Genomic DNA, 22653 nt, shown 5'->3' with positions numbered 1-22653 from the left:
ACACAAATCATAGTTTAGATAATTAATTAATCACAAAAATCAAATTAATCAAAAAAATCATAGTTTAGATAACTGCTGGATATTGCGCCAACACCTGCTGTAAATATTGACCAGTATAAGAACGAGGATTTTTTGCCACTTCTTCAGGCGTTCCCGCAGCAATCAGTTCTCCGCCCTTATCTCCACCTTCAGGTCCCAAATCTATCACCCAATCAGAACAACGAATGACATCTAAATTATGTTCAATCACTAAAATTGAATTTCCCTTATCTACCAATCTTTGTAAAACGTCCAACAATTTGTGAACATCATAAAAAGATAAACCTGTAGTTGGTTCATCTATTAAATAAAGTGTTTTCCCAGTCGCGCGTCGAGATAATTCCGTGGCTAATTTCACCCGTTGGGCTTCTCCACCAGATAAAGTTGTGGCTGGTTGTCCTAATTGCACATAACCCAAACCAACATCAAATAAAGTTTGTAATCTAGTTAGGGCTTTGGGAATATTTTGACAGAAATCTAATGCTTCTTCAACCGTCATATTCAAAACATCAGAAATTGATTTATCCTTATATTTAACTTGGAGAGTTTCCCGGTTATATCTCGCACCTTTGCAAATTTCACATTGCACATAAACGTCAGGGAGAAAATTCATTTCGATGACATTTACACCTTGTCCACTACAAGCTTCACACCGTCCACCTTTAACATTAAAAGAAAATTGTCCAGGTTTATAACCTCTGGTTTTAGCTTCAACAGTTTGGGAAAAAACATCACGAATAATATCGAAAACTCCGGTGTAAGTTGCAGGGTTAGAACGGGGAGTTCTCCCAATGGGTGATTGGTCAATGACAATGGCTTTATCAACGCAGTTTAAACCCTTGATTTCATCCATGTCTTTGGGTGCGGGAGCTTTTTTCAGTAAATGATGTTGTAAGGCTGGATAAAGTAATTCGTTAATTAAGGTAGATTTTCCTGAACCAGAAACACCTGTAACGGAGACAAGTTTTCCCAAGGGAATTTCTACATCTATATTTTGTAAGTTGTTACGATGGGCATTTCTAATAGTTAAGGCGCGGCCATTTCCTTCTCTTCTTTTGGCTGGGGTAGTGATCACTCTTCTTCCTGATAGGTAAGCACCAGTTAAAGATGCTTCTGCGTTGAGTAAATCCTCAAAACTGCCTTGGGAAATAATATTTCCCCCATGAATTCCTGCACCGGGACCAATATCAACTATATAGTTAGCAGCGCGGATAGTTTCTTCATCATGTTCCACAACTATTAAGGTATTTCCTAAGTCGCGTAATTTGGTTAATGTTTTGAGTAATTTTCCGTTATCTCTTTGATGTAACCCAATACTTGGTTCATCTAAAACGTAAAGAACTCCTGTTAGTCCTGAACCGATTTGTGTGGCTAATCGAATGCGTTGGGCTTCTCCACCTGATAATGTCATAGCGGGACGATCTAAGGTGAGATAATCTAAGCCAACATCTAATAAAAATTGTAATCTGGCTTTAACTTCTCTGAGAACTAAATCAGCTATTTGAGTTTGTCTAGTACTCAATTTTAATTTTTCGATTCTTTCCCGACATTCTCGAATGGAAACACTGGTAAAATCTAAAATTCCATATTGTCCTAACTTCACAGCTAAGGCTTCCGGTTTTAATCTTTTCCCACCGCAAACTTCGCAGGGTTGGTCAATTAAATATTCTTCTAATTTCTGTTTAACTAACTCCGTTCCCCCTTCATACTGTCTTTGTAAAATGGGAATTACACCCTTAAAACTCTGCGACCTCTGCGCCTCTGTGGTTCGTTTCTCTTCCCCATACAAAACAACTTTTTGCTGTTCCGGTGTCAACTTCCCCCATTGAGTTTGTAACTCAAAGCCATAATTCAACCCCACAGCATATAACAACTCCAAATAATAGGAGTTTTCCTTTTCTGACCAAGGAGCGATCGCTGCATACATGGGCGAATCTGGATTAGGTACAACCAACTCCGGGGAAAATCTTCTTAAAGTCCCAATCCCATGACAATGGGGACAAGCACCATAAGGGGAATTAAAAGAAAACAATCGGGGGGATAATTCTTCCATTACCGCACCATGTTCGGGACAAGCAAAGTTTTCCGAAAACACCATTTCTGTGGGTAATTCTTGTGCGGAAATACCTTGATTTTCTGCCTCAGTTGCTATATACTTACTATCAGACCGCTCCAGCGCTATCTTATCCGATGTGTCTTTTAATACCTCAATTGTGGCGATTCCGTTAGATTGCTTAAGACAGGTTGCTAGAGAATCCACCAAACGCTCTTGAATACCATCTTTTTTAACTAATCTGTCAATAACCAGTTCTATAGTATGTGTGTTATTTTTGTCTAACTCGATGGAATCTGATAGCTCTCGCACCTCTCCATTTACCCTAATGCGGACAAATCCTTGCGCGGCTAAACCGGAAATTAATTTGCGGTGAGTTCCCTTTTTCCCCCGGACTACAGGGGCTAGAATTTGGAAGCGGGTACGGTCGGGAAGTTCCATGATGCGATCGCACATCTGGTCAATGGTCTGAGGGGCAATAGAGCGATCGCACATGGGACAATGGGGTTCACCAGCGCGACCATATAACAAGCGCAGATAATCATAAATTTCCGTGACTGTCCCCACCGTCGAACGGGGATTATGGGAAGTTGATTTTTGGTCAATGGAAATTGCCGGACTTAAACCTTCAATTGCTTCAACGTCGGGTTTATCCAACTGTCCTAGAAATTGTCGAGCATAGGCGCTGAGGGATTCGACATAACGGCGTTGACCTTCAGCGAAAATGGTATCGAAGGCTAAAGAAGACTTACCCGAACCAGAAACGCCAGTAAAGACAATCAAGCGATCGCGGGGTAATTCCAAATCAATATTTTTCAGATTATGCTGCCTAGCGCCCCGAATGCGGATAGTATTCTGGCTATTGTGAGCGGTTGGAAGCACATCGTTTAAAGAAGCAGCTAGATTTTCTGACATATTGACAGGCTAAGGAAAGGTTACACAGTGAAACAATCCTTAATAATACTATCTTTGTTCAGGTTATAGTAAAGTATCAATCATCTTAATTTCCTACCCAGGATATCACTTGATATTTCCTTGATTTGGTAGATAATTAGAAAAAATCTTGCTGAGGATAGAGTTATGGTTTCACAAATCGCAGCACCAGCCCAGCCAGAGGTCATTTACCCAGATTGTGACGGACAACCGGTGGCAAACAATACGATTCAGTTTCGCATTCTTGTAGAAATTCAACAAAATTTAGATTGGCTGTTTGCTGATAACCCCAATGTATTTGTCGCTGGAGATTTATTTTGGTATCCAGTTGAAGGCAAAAATACCATCGTTAATGCTCCTGATGTTTTCGTAGTATTGGGTAGACCAAAAGGCGATAGACTTTCCTATATGCAATGGAAGGAAGCAGGTATTCCTCCCCAAATCGTCTTTGAAATTATTTCTCCTAGTAATACGAGAGCGGAAATGGAGAAAAAATTACTTTTCTATGACCGTTATGGTGTAGAAGAATATTATATCTATGATCCTGACAAAAATAATTTACAAGGTTGGTTAAGGGCTGAAGATGGTTTGGATATTATTACCAAAATTACAGACTTTATTAGTCCCCGGCTAAAAATTCGGTTTCTGTTGGGCGAGGAGACTTTACAGCTTTATCATCCTAATGGTAATCCATTTTTAACTTACGCGGAAATTGCTCAACGGGCTGAACAAGAAAGACAACGGGCTGAACAAGAAAGACAACGGGCTGAACAAGCAGAACAAGCCAGAAAAAATGCCATACCCAAATTATTAGAAATGGGTTTGAGCGTGGAACAAATAGCCACTGCTTTGAGTTTATCAGTTGAGGAAGTAAGTATTCAGCAATTATCATACACAGATTAAATGTCCTGCTTGTAATAAATTAAACTATGTGAGAGGAGATGAAACAGACTATAATTGTAAGTTTTGTGATACTAATATCAATGTTTATGCACGCAAGAATGATCTAATTTTCGATATACCTAATCAAAATGATAAATGAGGTAATAGCAAAGGTAAAACCCTTACCTTTTACCAATTACCAATTACCCATTACCCATTACCCATTACCCATTACCCATTACCTGTCCTAACCAATCAATAATTTCACTATTCACAATATCTGGAACTTCATCATGGGGACAATGACCAGCGCCGGGAATAGGAACAACTTTAATATCTTGACCATTTTCTCGCGCTGCTTCATAGATATTCGCTCCCGTAATTGGTGTCCAAGGATCTTCTGCACCCCAAATTACTAATAAGGGAAATTCTAACTTGGGTAATAATTCCTCTGGACCTGGACCGGGAGGTGCAGTGAGAATAGAAGCAAAAACTTGTTGCGCTCCGGGGTCACAAGATGGGTTATAAAGTAAATCTACAAGTTCATCTGTCACCGCAGTGCGATCGCTATATACTTGATATAAAGTCCGGCGAATTTGTGATTTTTGCCGAATCCGGTTAAAAACGAATTTACCTGTCACTGGGTTAGCCACCAACTTGTTAAAAGTTGCCATTACAACTCGCAAAATTGGATTTAATTCATGGGGACGGTGACTCAAACCACCAGCAGAGTTAATTAACACGCCTCCAGCCGCAATTTCTGGAGATTCTGTTAAAACAATTAAACTTAAAAGAGCGCCAATAGAATTACCAATAAATATTGCTGGTGTTTGAATATGTGCATGGCAAAAATCCTTTAATAATTCTGCCCACACTTCCATGCTATAATCTATAGTTGCTTTATCAGAACCACCAAAACCCAGCAAATCTAAAGCAAACACCTGATAACCAGCAGCAGCTAGAATCGGGATATTTTTGCGCCAGTGACCAATAGAAGCGCCAAAACCGTGAATTAGCACCAAAGGCTGACCTGTACCCATCACAGTATATTGAATTTTGTAATCTCGCCAAGTCCAAACCTGTTTTTCTAATGTCTGCAAATCCTGGATTGTAGTTGTCATTTGTGAAGATTCCTAAATTATTATTTATTTATATTATAGTCAAAATGACTTAATTGTTTGATTCTATAGGTAGGGGTAAAGCAAAAGCTAAACCCCTACCCATTATTATCAGTTATCAATTGTCAATTATCACTTGCCTCTTCCCTATCTGACAAAAGTAATATAAAATGCCCTGTGTTACCAGTACAGTTCACTAGCATCGAAATTTTTGATCTAGAGAATATTAGTCCATTGGCCAGGTGTGAGATAAAATACTGTCAGTAACTCAGTCCTAAAGAGGGACTGAGCTTGTAAGAAATTGCAAGCTGTACTGACCAGTCTAAGTCTTAACTGACTACGTTTTTTGAGTCACGACACCCTGGAATGCGTAGCTAGTTCCCTGCTCTGTCGCTTGTGATTAAACAGTTTCAAGGTCACTGAAACAGTGTTGCAAGCCTAAAAAGCTCTTAAAACATTGACGAAGCTAACATCACCCCGAAAGGGAGGCTCTTCGGAGCAAAACATTATGCGTACAGAGTTGGAAATTTGAATCGGTAATTGTCCCGTTGAAAGTACATCACAAAAGTACCCCGAATTTCTCAACTCCAAGGCGGTAATGAAAAAAGATTCAAAGCGGTTAAAACCGCCCGTGTCGCTTTCCTCTCAGGGAGCCAAGCCACGCTCGTTTCCCACTTACCGGATATCCTTATGAATCCCATTAACTTAAGTTGGAGTAAACTGGTTGTTACAGCCGTTTCTGTTGTCGCATTATCGCCAATATCTTCTGCATTAGCAGTATCAAGACTTTCTTCCCCAGTTGCATCAAAATTAGGTAATTCTCCACAAACGCAACTTTTAGTGGGTCAATCTGAAGGTGAAGCAATTGATATTCCCGTTAATACGAGTTTTTCACCAGAGAAGAAATCAGCTTTCACGCTTTATATATGGCAACCTGGGGGGACAATCAAAGAAGTAATTGCCCGGATTTCTATTAAGAGTAAATATGGCAATAAATATCGCCAAGAAAGGTTTTTAGGTGATTATAAATATAAGATTAAGCAAAAAGCTAAGTTTGTTAAAGGATTTAAATTAGGCGATCGCATTGTTGTCCGTTTATATGATAACACAAATCGCTTTATTGGTTACAGTGAATTTGTTTGTTTACCGGAAAATACTGCGGTTAACTTGATTTTATCGGCTAATCCCACAGAAAACAAAGTAGTCCGCACCTTTTATGGTTTTGATGTCAATAATGATAGCATTGTTGATAATACCAATGCCTACGATTATTTCACGGAAGTTAATAACCAAAAAGTTACTTTTCTGAGTAGTTCGGAAAAGATTAACATTGTCCAATATCAAGCCGCTGGATTTGCTAAAGTTGCCACCACTGGTACTTATCCTACCTCCTTTAGCGAAGGTGATTTTGCTGTAGTAGGTAAATCTATAAATGCCTTTGATTCTAACTTAGCAAAAGCTTTAACAGCTAATCCTGGTAGTTTGGTAAAGTTGACTCCAATTCAGGACAACTCCAGTTTTGAACTGGGCAAATTATTAAGTGAATATCGGAAAATCGGCGTAGCTAAGGGTATTCAAGTCTCATTTTCTGATATCTCCAAAAACTATTGGGCTAGGGAATATATTTCTGAATTGGCTGCAATGGAAGTAATTGGCGGATTTCCTGATGATTCTTTTCGTCCGAATGCACCAGTAACTCGTGCCGAATTAGCTGCCCTTTTGCAAAAAGTCTTTATTAAAAGTAAAGTTCGAGAAGCAATTAATTTCAAAGATGTTCCTAAGCGATATTGGGCTTATGATGCCATTCGAGAAGCTTATGAAATGGGCTTTTTTACTATTCTCAACAGCAAAAACTTTAACCCCACACAAAAGCTGAGTCGTCTAGATGTTTTAATAACTTTAGCCAAAGGATTGAATTATAAATTTACTGGTTCAACAGAAAATATCCTTTCAGTTTATAGTGATGCTTCTAGTATTAGAAGTGAACATCGTAATTTTATCGCCGCTTTAACAGAAAATAATGTAATTACTAATTATCCTAATAAAAAATTACTAAATCCTAAAAAAGTTGCCACTAGAGCCGATGTTTCTGCTTTATTGTATCGGGCAATGGTGAGCGCTGGAGAAGTCGCAGATTTACCTGCAAAATAAATTGGGCAAATAAATCTATTTGCTTCCACACCCGCCCAGAAATGATAGCGTCAAAAATTTCTGGGTTATTTAGGGCTGGCTGAATAAACCGAAAACCTAGATAGATTAAGAGTTTCCCGGTTAAAAAAGTGAATTAGGTGCAAGGAATAAGGATTGAAACCATTAAAAACCTATCACTTTCTGAAATTTGAGACTATTCTTCTCTCCTTCTAATTCTTCCTCCTGACTCGGTGACTCCTGACTCGGTGACTCCTAGCCCTCACGAAAAGACTTTTTCAGCAAGCCCTATTTAGTCATCAAAAGACAACTTTTGCTATGAGACTGGGAATATGGCTTACGCCACGCTACGCTATCATTCCCAGGCGGGCTATGGGTTTTACGTTAAGTTGAATTTAGTAAAAACGCCAATCATCTGGAGTTTTTGGACAAAACTTTTATCTTGAATCTATTTGTGTTACAACAATACTACATAATTGATTGCTCTGTGAAGCTATGACAACAAGATCCCCGACTTCTTCAAGAAGTCGGGGATCTGACTCTTGTATATCTTCAAAAATGGGTTAATCTTAAATGTATTCCGGTAATTTACTCTGATAAATAATCATCTGGAGGATTGTTTCCAGTTTGCACTATGAGTTTAAAGGCAGTTTTATTTAATTTTAATGGTGTCATTATTAAAGATGGATCAATCCATATCCAACTGATAGATGAGATCCTTGTACAGGAAAATCTTCAACCTCAACGGGTAAAAGAACGTGAAGACTTTTTAGGGATAAGTCATCGCGCTTATCTGCAAAACCTGCTGAAAAATCGTGGTAGGGTGGTGACGGAAGCTTATATGGCTCAATTACTCACTCGCAAAGCTCAAGCTTATGTGTTGGAATTGGAGAAGCTGGAAAAATTGCCTTTGTATTCGGGAATTGAAGATGTAATTTTTCAGATTCGTTCCCGTCATCTCAAAATGGCGTTAGTCAGTGATGCTTTATCCCTAGAAATTGAAATGGTATTAACATCTGCTAAATTAGCTGAATACTTCCCTGTAATTGTGTCGGGGGATGATATCAGCAGCGATAAACCTAACCCGGAAGGCTATTTGCTGGCGGTTGAACGTCTAAATCAGACATATCCAGAATTAAACTTAGAACCTGATGAGTGTTTAGTGATTGAAAATACCCCCGCAGGTATCCAAGCAGCTAAACGCGCCCAAATGCAAGTAGTGGGAGTAGCGAATACTTACCCTTTCCAGATGCTACACCGTCAAGCTAATTGGACGATTGATTATCTGATTGATTTGGATTTACAGCGAGTACAGGAAGTTTTTTTAGAAAAAGATGTGCAATCTGTCGTTCCTGAGTGTTAGAATATAATATGTTTATCAGAGTTGTTAACTTATAAGCACGAATAAGGGGAATTAGCTCAGTTGGTAGAGTGCTGCGATCGCACCGCAGAGGTCAGGGGTTCGAGTCTCCTATTCTCCATTTGTATTAAGTAATTGTCCGCGTTGCCAAATTAATTGTCAATCAGTAACTCGCATTTCCGGTAGATAAAGATTGGTTTCCAAAGGTGATTTTCCAAAATTCTCCCAGTTCCTAGGGGTGCAGGAGGCAGGGGATAAAAAAGAGAAACGTAAACAAACGTATAAAACTATTTACAACCAAACAGCAACATAGTATAAACCAGTAACATCCACACGCGACTGGTAACACTACTGGCATGGAAGCACCCCAAGACATAGAATCAACAACCCCAGAACCGGAAAAGCACCTTGCTGAGTTCAAGAGTCCGGTATACACATTAGCGATATCACCCCAGGGACGGAAACGCGTTGCTGTGGGTTTAGAAGATGGCACTATTGAGATTTGGAATTTACTAACTGGGACAAGGTTGTTAAGTTGTAATGTTCATCTATTTGAGATTTGGTCATTAGCTTTTAATCACGACGGCAGTATGCTAGTTAGTGGTGGTAGTGACAGAAAAGTACGGTTATGGGATGTCACCAGTGAAACAGCTATAACAGCTATAGATAGACCTTCCTGGTTTCATGGAAATTATGTCAAGTCAGTAGCCTTTAATCACGATGGCAGTATGGTTGTCAGTGGTGGTGATGATACCAGAGTGAAGTTATGGAATGTCACAACTGGACAAGCTATAGATAGACCTTCCTGGTTTCATGAAGATTTTGTCAAGTCAGTAGCTTTTAGTCCCGACGGTGGTAAGGTTGTCAGTGGTGGTCGTGACAACAAGGTGAGGTTATGGGATGTTGAAACTGGAGAAGCTATCGGTCAACCTTTCCTTGGTCATGAAAATTATATCAGGTCAGTAGCGTTTAGTCCCGACGGTAGCATGATTATCAGTAGCAGTTGGGAACGCAAAGTGAGGTTATGGGATGTCAAAACTGGAAAAGCTATCGGTCAACCTTTCCTGGGTGATGCAGATGATGTCAGGTCAGTAGCGTTTAGTCCCGACGGTAGCATGATTGTAAGTGGTAGTAGTGACAATACAGTGCGGTTGTGGGATATTTCCGACCCCCAGCGCAAGCGGCAAATAATTATCGGAAAACATAAAAGCCCGGTTTATTCTGTTGCCTTTGATCCGTTGGAAGACTACATCATCAGTGCTAGTACAGATGGTATCAAAGTTTGGCGTTGGCAGGGGTTAAATATTCATCGTATTTCCCAAGCTTTTAGTAATGATAAAGCAACTGGTGAAGACTCTCTAGATGTAACCAAGGAACTAGAATCTTTAGCTGATGTGTTAATGTTGCGAAGTCTTGAACCTCCTTTAGCGGTGGCAATTTTAGGCAGTTGGGGTAGCGGAAAATCCTTTGGAATGCACCTGATAGAAAAACAAATTACCAAAATTCGTTGTCAACAACTAAATGGAAAACAAACGTGGGGTGAACCGGGAAAAGAAAAGGATCTTTCTCTTTATGTTGGTCATGTTTATCAAATTAAATTTAACGCCTGGAGTTATGCTAAATCTGATTTGTGGGCAAGTTTAATGCAGACTATTTTTGAGCAACTTGACCGACAATTAACGTTAGAACAGCAGTTAAGAGATGTTGGAGAAAATGATTTAGCAGGAGGTGATATTTGGGGTGTCCTCAATCAGATGAGTGGTAGTGATAGAAAGGCATTAGAGTCTAACTTTCAGGAAGTATTTAAGAAGTTAAGAGGAAAAAATGTTAATGGGAATACCCTTTGGGGTATTTTTAGCCTAGTTAGAAAAGAACAACAAGAAGAATTACAAAATTTAAAGATAAAAACCAGCAGAATATTGAATCAATAAAAGTAAAAATTGAGGAACAGAAACAGCGTGTTGGGTTAAGCTATCAATATCCATCTTTATTAGATTTTGTCAATAACAGATTAGAGGATGATTCTTATAAAAAACGACTGGGATTAATGAACCAAGTTCAAAATGATTTGAAAGATTTATCAGAACATTTAACCTATATACCAGCACATACAAATCCCGACAAACTCGAAGTTCTTAAAAAATATTTCCCCAGAGGACCAGCGAGAATAGTTTTATATATAGATGATTTAGATCGTTGTCCTCCTGATAAAGTTGTTCAAGTTTTAGAAGCAGTACAACTATTGTTAAATACGAATATTTTTATCATTGTCTTAGCAATAGATGACCGTTATATTGGTCGTGCTTTAGAACAAGTTTATAGAGGAGTTTTAAAACGTGGTGGTACTCCTTCCGGTGTTGATTATTTGGAGAAAATTATCCAAATTCCCTACAGAATGCGACCCATTAACAAAGATGTGACAGGAAAATATTTAAGTTCTTTGATAGATATTGAATATCAACCTCAAAAAGATCAACCTCAAAAAGAAAAAATAACTATGTGGGAGGATTATTCTGAAAAAGGACATAGGGAAGTCTATACTTATTCTGATAAAATTTCTGAACCCAGAACTAAAGAAAATAATAACAAAGAAAATGATGGTGAAAAAAGCCCAAATTCTGAAAATCCAACCTCGTTAGTTGATTGTCAGAAATTCACTTCCGAGGAGTTCGAGTGGATATCAGAATGTTGTCAGCACGTTGATTTAACTCCCAGAACCGCAAAGCGACTGGTTAATATTTGCAAAGTCATTAAAATTATCTGGACTCCAGCAGCCAATGACAAAACATGGAAACAAGAACCAAAAAAAGAATACAAACAAACATTAATTGCGTTTCTCGCTTTAGCTGGAAGATATCCCAAAGAAATGCGGAAATTATTAGAAGAGATTTATTTAAAGTTTGAAGAAAACGATGAAGATACAATCAAAATACCCAAAGATGAATGTCTGAATCACTTACAGAATTTAGATATATTTATGGATAGACATAACCAAAGAGAATGGAAAAAGTTTAAAAACGACTTTCGTAAAATGCCACCAGAAAAAGAATTTGTATTTGAAAAAAGAACCTTTAACTTAGCTGTTTCCTTCTGCTTTGTTGGCGATATTGGCTATGATCCAGATGATAACTACAACCGTGAATATAGATTTGAAGACCGTCAAAAACAATATGGATTTCAAAATCCTTAAACCAAACTCTTAATTCCTCTCTGCGTCTCTGCGTGAGAAAAAACATCATACAGCGGTTTCCGCTCTTATGAGGTACAAAGTTGAATCATGAAACTCTTGTAGTGCGGGCATCTTGCCCGCTAGATATGTACCTCATAACACCGGGAAGTGCTGTATAGCAATTGATTAATAGTTTAATCGAAAATTGCGGCAATGGCGCGTTCAAGTCGCTACTATAGTGGCTTTTAGTTAAGTATGACACAAAAAATGCAGGTGCAATTCATGGATTACGCCTGCATTTTTTCGTTAAATTCCAAATCAAAAAGCCTTCGCTTAGTGAGTTTTTTGATGATTAGTCAAAACCTAGTAGATCAAAAATTTCGCGATCCTTGAGGGGTTGAGCATACAAGGGTGTCGCATCTTCAAGCATCCCTTTCGCCAGCTTGAGATATTCTTGCTGTACTTCCAGAACCTCAGGATCAGGCTCCATTTCAAACACAGTACATTTTTTCAAACGACTGCGGCGAATTGCGTCAACGGTGCGGAAATGCGCCAAGGTTTTCAAGCCAACGCGATCGTTAAATTTGTCAATTTGATCAGTTCCTTCGCTACGGTTAGCGATGATGCCACCGAGGCGAACGCGATAGTTTTTCGCCTTCGATTGGATGGCGGCGACAATGCGATTCATGGCGAAGATCGAGTCAAAATCGTTAGCAGTAACGATCAAGCAGTAATGAGCATGTTGCAAAGGAGCCGCAAAGCCACCACAAACCACGTCGCCAAGTACATCGAAAATCACAACATCGGTGTCTTCGAGCAAGTGATGTTCTTTGAGCAGCTTCACGGTTTGACCTGTAACATAGCCACCACAGCCAGTACCTGCGGGAGGTCCACCAGCTTCAATACACATTACGCCGTTATAACCTTCAAACATGAAGTCATCGGTTTGCAACTCTTCGGAATGGAAGTCAACGGTTTCGAGAACATCGATGACCGTGGGAACCATTCTTTTGGTGAGTGTAAAGGTGCTGTCATGCTTAGGATCGCAACCAATTTGCAATACTCGTTTACCGAGGTGCGAGAATGCTGCGGATAGATTGGAGGATGTTGTCGATTTACCGATACCGCCTTTGCCATAAACGGCGATAACTAAAGCACCTTCAATTACCATTGATGGATCTTGGAATACCTGAACGCTACCTTCTGATTCTTCGCATTTGGTAACTGATGGTGGATGTGATGTTAAAACTGCCAAAATAGACTCCTAATATCAATAATTTTTTTGCTCCCCCTCTCCCTATGGGAGAGGGGGCTGGGGGGTGAGGGTTTTACTTGCCGATCGCTGCTTTTGCTTCGTAGAGAGTTTCTGAAGTAATCGAGGTGATCCCGCGATCGCTGGCAAATTTCTCGGTATTGCGCTTGATTTTGCCGCGGACAAAGAAGGGGATTTTCTTTAGCTCGGCTTCACCGTCCGCACTCCAAGAGACTCCTTCAAGGGCTTCCGCTAGGGGCGTGAGAATAACTTGATCGGAATTATTGGAGAGAGTATTGGTGAGATTACTGATAGAGGCGATCGCCTGTTCGGGAGATCTGGACTCTAGGGCGCGTGATTCTTGCGATGGGGCAGTATGCAGATGGCTCATGTGACCTTCGGCAAACTCGAAATCTTCCTTGAACATACCAATTAAATGTTCTTCCAGACCCATCATCAAGGGATGTACCCAGCTATCAAAAATCACATTCGCACCTTCCCAACCCATTTGGGGTGAGTAACGCGCAGGCACATCTTGAACGTGAATCGGTGCAGAAATTACCGCGCAAGGGATACCCAAGCGTTTGGCAATATGTCGTTCCATCTGAGTGCCAAGCACTAGTTCTGGAGCAGCTTCGGCAACCTTGGCTTCGACAGCTAAATAGTCATCACTAATCACGGCTTCGAGTCCATGTTTCTTGGCAACTTCGCGGACTTCCCGCGCAAATTCACGGCTATAGGTTCCAAGCCCGACAAGGGTAAAGCCTAATTCTTCCGTAGCGATTCTGGCGGCGGCGAGAGCGTGGGTGGCATCACCAAAGATGAAAACGCGCTTACCTGTTAAATAGGTAGAGTCAACTGATCGCGAATACCAAGGAAGTCGAGAAGCGTTAGGATTAGCGGCAGTAGAAATACGCGCTGCATCCCAGTTTCCCAACGTGTCAGACTGCGATCGTGCTAGAGCGTCACTCACATCAATGTCCGCAACCTTGCCAATTTCGGCAATGAAATCACGGGTTGCACTGACACCAATGGGAACGGTCTTGATCACAGGCTGTCCGAAACTACGGGTGAGCCAAGTACAAGTTGTCAGGGCAATTTCGGGATAGAGGCAAATATTAAAATCCGCATCAGGAATCCGCTTCAAGTCATCGGGAGTCGATCCCATCGGGGCGATCACATTCACATCTACGCCGATCTCAGCAAGTAACTTCACGACTTCGCGAATATCGTCACGACAACGAAATCCTAGCGCTGTGGGACCAATGATGTTCGCTTGAGGACGAATCTGGGGATCGCGTTTAGGTCTTGGTGTATTCGGTGGCGGAACAACGGGCAGGAGTAAAGTGCGGACTAGGTGATACAGCGTTTCACTAGCGCCCCAATTTTCCTTTTTGGAATAGGCAGGTAATTCCAAACTCACGACGGGGATCGGCAATCCCATGCTCTTTGCTAATGAGCCTGGTTGATCTTGAATCAGTTCGGCAGTACAGCTTTCACCAACTAGCATTACTTGGGGCTTAAAGCGATCGTAAGCGTCGCGAACCGAAGTCTTAACCATTTCGGCAGTGTCACCGCCAAGATCGCGAGCCTGAAAAGTCGTATAGGTGACAGGCGGCCGGCGATCGCGTCTTTCGATCATCGTAAATAGTAAGTCAGCATAGGTGTCGCCCTGGGGCGCATGAAGCACATAATGCACTCCTTCCATAGCTGTCGCGATTCGCATAGCCCCGACATGGGGAGGACCTTCGTAAGTCCAGAGAGTTAGTTCCATAGGTTATACTGAACACGGTTTAATTATTTGATTCTATAGGGTTTAGTAGTGCTAAACCCCTGCACATCTAGGGTTTTTGTGATTCTCTAAAAGTCCATATTTTAGCCGTGGTTAGTATATGTCAATATAAAAAAATCAATAAGAATATAGAGTGCTTCGCGCTCTATTTCTTAGACTGTTAATCTTCTACGTCTCTCAAGCGGACGCGCAAACAACTCGGCTAAATCGGCGGCTTGGTCGTAACCGTGAATCGGTGAAAATACCAACTCGATTGACCATTTTGTAGCCATCCCTTCAGCTTCGAGAGGATTGGCTAGGCCAAGCCCACAGACTGTGATATCGGGTTTCGCCCCACGACAGCGATCGAGTTGCTTTTCCACATCCTGACCTTCTGATAAAGCTGTCCCAACTGGCAACAGGTTAATTTCGCTGTCCATCAATAGGCGATCGATATAAGGTGTGCCAACTTCGACTAGCTCCATGCCACATTCTCTCGATAAGAAACGGGCTAAAGGTATTTCTAATTGTGAGTCGGGAAATAGGAAAGCCTTGCGACCTGTCAGGGCTTGACGATAGCGATCTAGCGCAACTTTGCCACGACTAGCGGCGGGGGCGATGGCCTGTTCAAATTTATCGTTATCAACATTGAAAGCATCGGCGGCGGTTTTTAACCAAGCAGTCGTCCCTTCGATCCCAAAGGGATAAGGCGATGGTAATAATGTCCCACCAAGCGAAATCAGCGATCGCACGGTATCGCTTAAAAATGGTTGGGCTAATAATAATTTTGTACCCTTGCCGATGGGGGGCAAATCAGCAGCACGGCGCGGCGGGAAGAAATAAACCGGACCCATCCCCATTTTGTCAAAAAGTCTTTGGAACTGGTCTTCTACGACATCTGCGAGGCTACCAACTATCATCAGGCTTGGCTCATCGCTGCGGGGCAGTACGGGAACCATCGATCCCAAACAGGCATCTTCGCCTTGGGTAAAGGTGGTTTCGATGCCACTACCTGAATAATTAAGAATCCGAACTTTAGGAAAAAATCTCTGGTTGAGTCGTTCCGCAGCTTTGGCAAGATCGAGCTTAATTACTTCAGAGGGACATGATCCCACTAAAAATAATGTCCCAATGTCAGGGCGGCGCTCTAGTAACTGATCAACAACACGGTCTAATTCGTCATTAGCATCAGCGAGTCCTGCCAAATCCCGTTCACCGAGAATGGCTGTACCAAATCTTGGCTCCGCAAAAATCATTACGCCAGCCGCAGATTGGATCAAATGGGCGCAGGTACGCGATCCCACCACCAGAAAAAAAGCATCCTGCATTTTGCGGTGCAGCCAGACAATACCTGTCAAGCCACAAAATACTTCTCTCTGTCCTCGTTCTTTGAGTACGGGGATATCAGCGATAGCTTTGGGACTATATGTTTGAACAGGAACTTCCGTGCAAGGCTCTAGAGCCATGTTTTGCTCTCCTTTGGGGCTTAAATCCCTAATGTTTCGTTTTTATGACCGCCCTAAGTTTTGCAGGGCTGAGTCATGTCATGGTTGCGGAAATGCGCGATAGCGTTCGCATTGCGTCCCGGAGGGAACTAGCGCGACCTAGGAATCGCATGGCGATCGATAAGTTAGTTGTCTTTACTATATTGACTAAAACCTAGAGATGGGGCAAAAAGTTGCAAAGGTTTACAGGAGTATAAGGATCTGCAATTTCTTTTGAGGCGACAATGAGTAAATATATTTAGGGAATACAAGCTAATAATCGTCAGCCCAATAGTTTTTAATTTGATGGTTTGTTCTTTAATCGAAATCAAGATATGTAATGACTTTTGACTTCCGCCCTGCGGTACTAGTCGTTTGCCATTGTTGAATTTACCCGATGATGTCTTGGAAACCTTGCGGCAGGGTCAACGAGAATCCACCAAAGCTAGGGCGATCGCTAAAGTTAAAGATGAAGATGAACGTAGGGAACTACTAGATAAAGTTATTCATGAAAATCTATCTTTAAGTGAGATTAAGCAGTTACTAAAGGACGGAGACTTGGCCCGAGGCAACTGAAACTTTAGAAGTGGAAGACCCGAAAGTTGGACGAGTGAAAGTCATGCGTTGGAGTGGATTTCATATGATGTGTATTTAAATGCTAAATTACCAACAGGCTAAACACCAGACTCATTTTATCTTGAATTACTTATGACCGTAGTTAGAGCTATTCCCGAACAAGGTCAACTGGTGAATGTGCGATCGCGTCAATATGTTGTCAGTGATGTTCATCATACCAGCTTACCCACTAACCCCGTGTTGGGTGGAGTGACAAAAACCCAGCATTTGGTCAAACTCTCTTCTGTAGAAGATGATGGTTTGGGAGAAGAACTACAGGTTATATGGGAATTGGAAGTGGGGGCGCATATTTATGAAAAAATGGAATTACCCCAACCCAAAGGTTTTGACTCACCAGAACGGTTAGATGCTTTTCTCGATGCAGTACGATGGGGTGCAGCTTCAACGGCTGATATTCGCACTGTGCAGTCACCTTTTCGCAGTGGTATAGATATTGAAGATTATCAATTAGATCCGGTAGTACGGGCAATTCAAATGCCCCGTGTTAACTTATTAATTGCTGATGATGTGGGTTTAGGTAAAACCATAGAAGCTGGTTTAGTAGCCCAAGAATTAATTATTCGTCATCGTTGCCATCGGATTGTCATAGTTTGTCCATCTTCGCTACAAGTGCAATGGCAAGAACAGATGCGGGATAAATTTGGTTTAGATTTTCGCATTGTTGACAGTGCATTAATGAAAGAACTGCGAAGGAAACGGGGTATTCATGTAAACCCTTGGCAACATTTTCCCCGGTTAATTACTTCCATAGATTTTTTGAAACGCGATCGCCCTTTACGTCTGTTGGGAGAAATATTACCAGGTGAAGGGGAATCTCTCTACCCCCGCAGGTTTGATTTATTAATCGTTGATGAAGCCCATAACGTTGCCCCCTCTGGTGGGGGCAAATATGCCGTAGATTCCATGAGAACGGCTGCTATTCGGCTATTAGTCCCCCACTTTGAACATAAGTTATTTTTGACTGCCACACCCCATAACGGCTACCCCGAAAGTTTTACCGCTTTATTAGAATTACTCGATTCTCAACGGTTTGCACGGGGGGTAACACCAGACAGGAAACAATTACAGGTGGTGATGGTACGCAGGTTAAAACAGGAAATGCAAAATTGGGATGGTTCACCACTATTTCCTAAACGCCAATTAGCAGCCATTTCTGTAGATTATCCAGCCGCAGAACGTCAAGCCCACGCTGCCTTAAAAAGATATACAGAATTACGCTGCAAGGGCGTGGCAGATAATACAGAAAAATATGCCACTGAATTTGTGTTAAAACTCTTAAAAAAACGCCTATTTTCTTCACCAGCAGCTTTTGCTAGTACCTTAGAACAACACCAACAATCATTAACTACTGCCCGTCGTCGCACAGCATCTAGTTTATCTCGACCCAGTGAAGGAATTTTGCGGCGACAGTTACAAGAAATTGAAGAAGATTTTGCTGATGATGATGTTTATGAAGAATCTACAGATGAAGCAATTACTCATACAACTCGGTTATTTAGAGAATTAAATCCTGAAGAACAAAGTTTATTAACCCAAATGTTGCAATGGGCAGAAACAGCAGCGAGATTAGCTGATGCTAAAGCCAAAGAACTCCTCAACTGGATTCATACTTATATTAAACCAGATGGAAAATGGTCTAATGAAAGAGTCATTATTTTCACAGAATATCGAGCCACACAAAAATGGTTATATAACCTCTTAGCGGCACAAGGATTAGTCCAGGAAGAAAGGTTAATGACTCTATATGGGGGGATGAAATCAGACGACAGAGAACAGGTAAAAGCGGCATTTCAAGCTCATCCTGATATTTCCCCAGTGCGAATTTTATTAGCTACAGATGCAGCCAGTGAAGGTTTAGATTTACAAAACTTTTGTTCGCGGTTAATTCATTATGAAATCCCTTGGAATCCTAACCGCATGGAACAAAGAAATGGGCGGATAGATAGACATGGACAAAAGGCTTCAGAAGTATTAATTTATCACTTTGTCGGTAAAGATTATCAGCAAAATAGCACCCAAGGAATTAAACCGGGAGAACTAGAAGGGGATTTAGAATTTCTCATGCGGGCGGCTTTAAAGGTTAATAATATTCGGGAAGATTTGGGAAAAGTTGGCCCAGTTATTGCTGCCCAAGTAGAAGAAGCAATGATGGGAAAACGGACTATTTTAGATACAACAGTAGCAGAAAAGGAATCAGAACCTGTCCGCCGGATGTTAAAATTTGAGCGTCAAGTCCGGGAACAAATTGAAAAATTACGAGAACAATTAAATGAAACTCGTCAACATTTACGACTGACACCAAATAATATTGAAGCAGTGGTAAAGATTGGGTTGGAATTAGCAGAACAACCAGCGTTAATTGAGGCTAATTTAGCAGAAGTAACCGGAAAAGCTTTTTATTTACCACCTTTGAAAAGTAGTTGGGCAGCTTGTAGTGAAGGGTTAGCACATCCCCATACAAAAGTAATTCGTCCTATTGTTTTTGACCCTGAATTATCCCACGGTCGAGATGATGTAGTATTGGCGCATTTGAATCATCGGTTGGTGCAAATGTGTTTACGTTTGTTAAGGGCGGAAGTGTGGTCAAAAGAGGGAAAAAAATCATTAAATCGCGTGACGGCGCGATTAGTTTCTAATTCAGTTTTAGAGACACCGGCGGTAATTGCTTATGGGAGATTGGTAATTTTAGGAAGTGACCAACAGCGATTACATGAAGAAGTAATTACGGCGGGTGGTTTATTAAAGGAAGGTAAGTTTAACCGCATGGGTGTAATGCAAATTCAAGCAGCTTTATCGGCAGTTTTACCAGATTTAGCACCGGAAAAGATCAGAAAGACTTTAGGGAGTTTATGGAATAGTCATGCAGATTTATTAATGCAATCTTTGCAAGTGCGAATGCAAGATAGGGCTAAGAGTTTGCAGCGCGATTTAAGCAATCGGGCGGAAAAAGAAGCGGCGGATATTACTGCTATTTTAACAGAATTACAAAGGAGTATTGAACAAGAATTAAATGAACCAGAGATTAAGCAGTTGGAATTGTTTAATACGGCAGAAAAAGAACAGTTTGAGCGTAATGTTAATAGTTTAAAGGTGAGATTGGCACAAATTCCCGCAGAAGTTGAAAGGGAGGTTGCAGCAGTGAAAGCGCGGTTTACAAATCCGACACCTAGACTATTTCCGTTAGCGGTTATTTATTTAGTTCCGCAGAAATTAGCGAAATAGGGAATTGGGATTAATTTTGTCAGAATCAGGATGTCCAGGATTTGAGGATTTACAGGATGTAATTTTAGGTTTTTTCATGGGGTGTTTTTGATTTTTTTATCTGAAATGGCTAACGCCACGCTGCGCGAACAGGATGTCCAGGATTTAAGGATTTACAGGATGTTATTTGGATATTTTCTGGGTGGTGTTTGATATTTGTTATTTGTCTGATAGCGTGGCGTTAGCCATATCAGGATAACCAGGATTTAAGGATTTTCAGGATGTGATTGTTAAGAATTATAAATAAGTTATAACTTATGTTATAATAAAAATATATACTTGGGAAAAACCAGTTACATAAAAACATTATGGCTGATAAAATTTATCCTATTAATCCTGCAAAAATTGGTAATCAAAATGGGTTTCGTCTCCCGCAATCTTTTTTTAAAGATTATCCCCATTTAGCTAATGCTTCAGGTTATTTACAGGTATTATCTGATAACACATTGTTAGTAAAATTAGATACGGATGATACTAATAATGATGATGAAGATGAAAGTGTGATGTTAAGTTTATTTTTAGATTTTCTCATGCAAGATGCTATGAAAAATCCTGATAAATTGGTTATGTACACCCAGGAAATGAGCGAAGAAATAGATGATTTACTAGCAGATGTAGAAATTGGGGAATAGGGAAGTTGCATTTACTTGTAATGGGTGGCAGATATTTTTTGACCCATTATTTAGTACCCAATAGACATCTCCGGTAATTAAATGTGCGTGGTTTGAAACCCTTGTAGAGACGTTCTATAGAACGTCTCTACATTCATTTTCGGAGAGGTCTAATGGATAGAATTGCGTGATAAGGTGAAAAAATTAAAAGATGAATTACCCAAAGAGGAATTTATCAAACATCCAGACGCGAAATTATTAAAAGCGTTAAATATTGGCATTAAAGAAAAAATTACCCAAGACCCTTTTGCGTCATATTTCATTTTACAAAAACCTTTACAAAAGTATGGTCGTCTCAAAAAAATGGGACTACCAGAAAGATATAGATTGTTTTTTAGGGTTTTTAAAGAACAAAAGATAATTATTATTCTGTGGTTAGGTTTTCCGCGTAAGGAAGGGGATAAAAAAGATTGTTACCAAGTGTTTACTAAAAAAGTTGAAAATAGTGATTTTCCTGAAAATGTGGATCAATTTATGATTGAATATATGAATGAAGCTAATTTAGATAATTTTAAATAGGGAATTGTCTGATAGCGTAGCGTGGCGTTAGCCATGTTTAGACAATAAATAAGAAAATTTCTCATAAAAATAGTCGGTTTTAACCGACTTTAGCTTTTAGACAGGGAATTTATTCCCTGGCTATTATAATGAGTTGACTATTAAGGTAAAAGTATTTTATAATGTCAACTATTCACAGACAATTTATCAAAAACATCCTGAAAATCCTTAAATCCTGGATATCCTGATTCTGACAAAATACTATCTATAAATAATAGATGATTGAACGCGGATAAACGCCGATAAACACGGATTTTTAACAGATAATTAATTTTCAATTGTTATCCCATCCTGTACATCCTTAAATCCTGGATATCCTGATTCTGACAAATTATTCCCCATTCCCCAATTATGTCTACCGCCCGTCATCACGCTGAATGGTTATCTTTAGTTGAAGCTTCTGGTCCGTTTCTGAGTTTACCCGTACTTTTAAAGGCTTTTCCCACTGGTTTGGATGCCCATGATCCAGAACATTTAAAAATGTTACGGTTAGCTTATCAAGAATGGCAAGATAATCAAAATGGTGTGAAACCAGAGGTAGCAATTCATCGCGCTTGGGTGAATTTTGTTTTACAACAGACTTTAGAATTACCTGATGAAGTGCTATTAAAAGGGCAAAGTATCCCCACAGGTCTTTATGCTAATATTGCCCAACATGGTGAAACTTTACGTCCTGACTGGGTGGTAGTTGAACCTGCACCTCTGGGGGGAAAAGGAGGTGAGGGGAAAGTCCGGTTATTGGTGCAGATAGTCCCCGCAAACCAAAGTTTAGAAAAACCCTTAGCTGATAAGCGTTGGAAAGCTAGTCCTGCAACTAGAATGATGGAATTGTTACACGCTTGTAATGTGCGGTTGGGGTTGGTGACAAATGGCGAACATTGGATGTTAGTTAATGCACCCAGGGGAGAAACTGCTGGTTATATTTCTTGGTATGGGAGTCTGTGGTTAGAAGAACATATCACTTTGCGGGCTTTTAAAAGTTTGTTGAGTGCTTACCGCTTTTTTAGTGTTGATAATTCGCAAATTTTAGAACAACTTTTAGCTGATAGTCTCACAGACCAACAGGAAGTTACAGACCAACTGGGGTATCAAGTCCGTAAGGCTGTGGAGGTGTTGGTACAGGCTTTAGACCGCATAGACCAAGATAGAAATCGGACTTTATTAACAGGAATTTCCGAAACTCAACTTTATCAAGCGGCTTTAACTATAATGATGCGGTTGGTGTTTCTGTTTTCCGCAGAGGAACGGGGTTTGCTATTGTTGGGCGACCCGATTTATGATCTGTATTATGCGGTTTCGACGATTCGGGAACAGTTAC

At 40.5% G+C, this 22653-nt stretch carries 14 protein-coding genes, 1 tRNA gene and 1 pseudogene; 11 read left to right on the top strand and 5 right to left on the bottom strand.

Features of this window, described 5'->3' with window-relative positions; translation table 11 throughout:
- Positions 1 to 64: 64 nt before the first annotated feature.
- A complete protein-coding gene (uvrA, locus tag FJR08_RS19220; RefSeq protein ID WP_168634239.1) occupies positions 65 to 3007 on the bottom strand; it encodes an excinuclease ABC subunit UvrA in 2943 nt (980 codons plus the stop codon).
- Between the two features lie 165 nt (positions 3008 to 3172).
- Between uvrA and FJR08_RS19215 the strand changes: the two genes are divergently transcribed.
- Positions 3173 to 3928 (top strand): Uma2 family endonuclease, encoded by a 756-nt coding sequence (locus FJR08_RS19215; RefSeq protein ID WP_015079911.1) that lies wholly within the window; start codon positions 3173 to 3175, stop codon positions 3926 to 3928.
- A gap of 203 nt (positions 3929 to 4131) precedes the next feature.
- Here FJR08_RS19215 and FJR08_RS19205 read toward each other — a convergent pair whose 3' ends face one another.
- On the bottom strand, positions 4132 to 5028 hold the full coding sequence (locus FJR08_RS19205; protein WP_168634238.1) for an alpha/beta fold hydrolase: 897 nt from the start codon (positions 5026 to 5028) through the stop codon (positions 4132 to 4134).
- 687 nt (positions 5029 to 5715) lie between these two features.
- Between FJR08_RS19205 and FJR08_RS19200 the strand changes: the two genes are divergently transcribed.
- The 5 genes from FJR08_RS19200 to FJR08_RS23785 all read left to right on the top strand — a co-directional run bounded on the left by FJR08_RS19200 (position 5716) and on the right by FJR08_RS23785 (position 11723).
- Entirely contained in the window at positions 5716 to 7176 is a 1461-nt protein-coding gene (locus FJR08_RS19200) for an S-layer homology domain-containing protein (RefSeq protein WP_168634237.1), read from the top strand.
- Between the two features lie 631 nt (positions 7177 to 7807).
- Positions 7808 to 8536 carry an HAD family phosphatase gene (locus FJR08_RS19195; RefSeq protein WP_168634236.1) on the top strand — a complete coding sequence of 243 codons (729 nt, stop codon included), beginning with the start codon at positions 7808 to 7810 and terminating at the stop codon, positions 8534 to 8536.
- 45 nt (positions 8537 to 8581) lie between these two features.
- Positions 8582 to 8654, top strand: a tRNA-Ala gene (locus tag FJR08_RS19190).
- A 235-nt stretch (positions 8655 to 8889) separates the two neighbouring features.
- A complete protein-coding gene (locus FJR08_RS23790; protein WP_254435803.1) occupies positions 8890 to 10464 on the top strand; it encodes a P-loop NTPase fold protein in 1575 nt (524 codons plus the stop codon).
- A gap of 116 nt (positions 10465 to 10580) precedes the next feature.
- A complete protein-coding gene (locus tag FJR08_RS23785; RefSeq protein ID WP_254435802.1) occupies positions 10581 to 11723 on the top strand; it encodes a P-loop NTPase fold protein in 1143 nt (380 codons plus the stop codon).
- A gap of 331 nt (positions 11724 to 12054) precedes the next feature.
- On the opposite strand, the gene bchL is transcribed toward FJR08_RS23785, so the two are convergent.
- The 3 genes from bchL to FJR08_RS19170 form a co-directional block, all read right to left on the bottom strand.
- Positions 12055 to 12957, bottom strand: coding sequence for a ferredoxin:protochlorophyllide reductase (ATP-dependent) iron-sulfur ATP-binding protein (gene bchL, locus FJR08_RS19180; protein WP_015079916.1), 903 nt, complete (start codon positions 12955 to 12957; stop codon positions 12055 to 12057).
- Positions 12958 to 13030: 73 nt separating this feature from the next.
- The gene (gene bchB, locus FJR08_RS19175) at positions 13031 to 14728 is read right to left on the bottom strand and encodes a ferredoxin:protochlorophyllide reductase (ATP-dependent) subunit B (protein ID WP_168634235.1); all 1698 of its coding nucleotides are present in this window, start codon (positions 14726 to 14728) and stop codon (positions 13031 to 13033) included.
- A 170-nt stretch (positions 14729 to 14898) separates the two neighbouring features.
- On the bottom strand, positions 14899 to 16191 hold the full coding sequence (locus FJR08_RS19170) for a ferredoxin:protochlorophyllide reductase (ATP-dependent) subunit N (protein WP_168634234.1): 1293 nt from the start codon (positions 16189 to 16191) through the stop codon (positions 14899 to 14901).
- 399 nt (positions 16192 to 16590) lie between these two features.
- Between FJR08_RS19170 and FJR08_RS19165 the strand changes: the two genes are divergently transcribed.
- From FJR08_RS19165 to FJR08_RS19145, 5 genes and pseudogenes are all read left to right on the top strand, one after another.
- On the top strand, positions 16591 to 16785 hold the full coding sequence (locus tag FJR08_RS19165) for a hypothetical protein (RefSeq protein ID WP_323294530.1): 195 nt from the start codon (positions 16591 to 16593) through the stop codon (positions 16783 to 16785).
- Positions 16786 to 16917: 132 nt separating this feature from the next.
- On the top strand, positions 16918 to 20067 hold the full coding sequence (drmD, locus tag FJR08_RS19160) for a DISARM system SNF2-like helicase DrmD (protein WP_168634233.1): 3150 nt from the start codon (positions 16918 to 16920) through the stop codon (positions 20065 to 20067).
- Between the two features lie 347 nt (positions 20068 to 20414).
- Complete coding sequence (locus tag FJR08_RS19155) at positions 20415 to 20738, top strand: hypothetical protein (protein WP_168634232.1); 324 nt, start codon at positions 20415 to 20417, stop codon at positions 20736 to 20738.
- A gap of 174 nt (positions 20739 to 20912) precedes the next feature.
- Positions 20913 to 21296 (top strand): type II toxin-antitoxin system YhaV family toxin, encoded by a 384-nt coding sequence (locus FJR08_RS19150; RefSeq protein WP_371415567.1) that lies wholly within the window; start codon positions 20913 to 20915, stop codon positions 21294 to 21296.
- A 390-nt stretch (positions 21297 to 21686) separates the two neighbouring features.
- A pseudogene (locus FJR08_RS19145) lies at positions 21687 to 22653 on the top strand (restriction endonuclease); the annotation flags it as partial.

This window comes from Dolichospermum sp. UHCC 0260, from assembly GCF_009711985.1.
Lineage (GTDB): Bacteria > Cyanobacteriota > Cyanobacteriia > Cyanobacteriales > Nostocaceae > Dolichospermum > Dolichospermum lemmermannii.
The sequence above is the reverse complement of the archived record's forward strand: the minus strand, read 5'-3'. Positions and strand labels throughout refer to the sequence as shown.